Consider the following 2,554-nt stretch of genomic DNA (forward strand, 5'->3'; position numbering starts at 1 on the left):
GCCGGGGGCGGCGCCGGCGGCTGCCGCCGCGCCCGTCCCGCCCGCCACGGTGCCGCCGCCGCTCCCGGCAGCACCACCAGTCAACCCACCGCCCGCAACGTCAACGAAGGTCGATCGCGTGACGCAAGACAATACCGCTCCTCCCGCCTCCAGCCCGCCTCCCGCGGCTGGCGCCCCGCTGCCCGCGCGCGGCGCACCCCGCGTCAATCCATGGTGGTTGCTGCTGTTCCTGCTGATCCTGGCCATAGGCGGCGGTTTCTGGTGGCTGCAGCAGCGCGTGGACCACCTGACCCAGGAACTGGCGCGGCGCCAGCAGAGCAACGATGCACTGGTGCAGGAAACCCGGGTGCTCTCGCGCAACGCGCAGGACACCGTCAAGGAACTGCAGGCCAAGGTTGGCGCGCTGGACGGCCAGGTGGGCGAGGCCCGCGACAAGCAATCCGCGCTGGAACAGGTCTACCAGGACCTGATGCGCAACCGCGACGACTGGGAGATCGCCGAGATCCAGCAACTGCTCACCAACGCCGGCCAGCAACTCCAGCTGACGGGCAATGTGCAGGTAGCACTGGCCGCGCTGCAAAGCGCCGACACGCGCCTTGCACGGACCGACAAGCCACAGTACAACCTGCTGCGCCGGGCCATCGCCCGCGATGTGGCGCGCATGAAGGCCGTGCCGGATACGGACCTGACCGGTGCCGCCATCAAGCTCGATGAAGCCATCAACCAGATCGATACGCTGCCATTGCTGTCGAGCGAGCGCATGCTCGAGCGCAGTGAAGCGGATGCGCGCAAGACGGACGCGAAGGCCGAGGCTGTCGACAAGCCCGCCAAGCCCACCGGCGCCAAGGCTGGCAAGCATGCCGCCAAGGACGAGGCCGTGCAGGCCGGCAACGCGATCGGCAACTGGTTTGGCCGCCTGTGGGGCAATGTGCGCGACGAGCTGATGCAGGTCATCCGCATCCGCCGCGTGGATGATGCCCAGGCACTGCTGCTGACCGGCGACCAGGGCTGGTTCCTGCGCGAGAACGTCAAGCTGCGGCTGCTCAATGCGCGCCTGGCGCTGCTGTCGCGTAACGAGCCGGTGTTCCGCAATGACCTGGCGGCCGCGCAAGCCATGATCGCACGCTATTGCGACACCAAGTCGCGCCGCGTGCAGGCCGTGCTGACCCTGCTCAAGCAGGCCCAGGCCGGCGCCGTGACGGTGCAGTTGCCCACCATGGCGGAAAGCCTCGGCGCGCTGCAAGCGCTCAAGAAGGAGTAGCGCATGCGGCTTCTTTTCTGGGTAGCTATCCTGTTTGGCGGCGCCGTCGGGCTCGCGCTGTTTACGCAATTCAACCAGAGCAACCTGGTTCTGTTCTACCCGCCTTACCGGGTTGAGCTGTCGCTGAACCTGGCGCTGGCCCTGCTGTTGCTGGCGTTCTTCGTGGTCTGGACCATCCTCGGCACCGCGCGCCATCTGTCCGAGATGCCGGCGCGTGCCGCGGCCTACCGCGAGCGCAGCCGCATGAACCGTGCGCAAGCGGCCTTGCGCGAGTCCATCGAGAACCTGTTCGCCGGCCGCTTTGCCCGTGCCGAGCGTACCGCGCGCGAGGCCCAGGCCTGGCCCGAGCAGGCCCAGACGGCAGCGCTGATCGGCGCCCGCGCGGCGCACCGCATGCAGGAAACGGAGCGGCGCGACGCCTGGATGGCGCAGGTGACCGACCCCGAGCGCGAGCAGGCACGGCTGGTGTCGATGGCCGAGTTGCTGGTCGACGCGCGCGATGCCGAAGGCGCGCTGGAAACCATCGCGCAGCTGCAGGCCCAGGGCGCGCGCCAGATCCATGTGCAGCGCATCGCGCTGCGTGCCCACCAGCACCTGAAGAACTGGACCGAAGTCCTGCGCCTGGCGCGCTCGCTGGAAAAGCGCAACGCCCTGCATCCTGTGCTGGCGCTGCGCCTCAAGCAACTAGCCTGCGAGGCCCTGCTGGAGGAGCGCCGCCACGACGTGCAGGGCCTGCAGGATTTCTGGCGTTCGTTGTCCACCGACGAACGCCGCGCGGCCCGCATCGCCGAGCCCGCAGCGCGCTATTTCGCGGCGCTTGGCCGTCAGGATGAAGCGCGCAAGATCGTGGAGGACGCGCTCAAGGTCAACTGGGACAGCCGGCTGGTCTTGCGCTATGCCGAATGCGCGGAGCCAGGACGTGCGTTGCCGCAGATCCAGCAGGCGGAGAAATGGCTGACGCAGCATCCTGTGGATGCGGATCTCTACTTCACGCTAGGCGTGCTGTGCCTGGGCGAGAAGCTATGGGGCAAGGCGCAGTCCAGCTTTGAGCGGGCGTTGAAATATGCGGATGCTGACTTGCAGCGCAGGTTGCGGGTTCGGGCGCATCTGGCGTTGGCCAAGATGTTTGAGGAGACCGAGCGGCCTGAGGAGGCGCAGCGGCATTACCGGGAGAGTGCGATTTTGGCGGCTTGAGGGGGTGGGTTGAGGTTGATGTCGACGGGCCTGTCAGAGATTTTGTGTTTAGGGCATAACATGTCACCAAGGAGCATGTATGCCACGCAAGACCAAGAC

2 protein-coding genes are annotated in these 2,554 nt (G+C 67.3%); both read left to right on the top strand.

The window, feature by feature from the left end:
* Positions 1–1,261, top strand: a 1,261-nt coding sequence (gene hemDX / locus AC1RWI_RS37855) for a fused uroporphyrinogen-III synthase HemD/membrane protein HemX (RefSeq protein WP_492870869.1), incomplete at its 5' end; no start/stop codon positions are given.
* Positions 1,262–1,264: 3 nt separating this feature from the next.
* Entirely contained in the window at positions 1,265–2,455 is a 1,191-nt protein-coding gene (locus tag AC1RWI_RS37860; protein WP_043348727.1) for a heme biosynthesis protein HemY, read from the top strand.
* Positions 2,456–2,554: the final 99 nt, after the last annotated feature.

It is taken from the genome of Cupriavidus sp. MPR-AND1C (genome assembly GCF_058809705.1).

Excerpts from the sequence above, each read along its gene's own strand:
- AC1RWI_RS37860 (WP_043348727.1), top strand. The coding sequence starts at position 1,265 with ATGCGGCTTCTTTTCTGGGTAGCTATCCTGTTTGGCGGCGCCGTCGGG.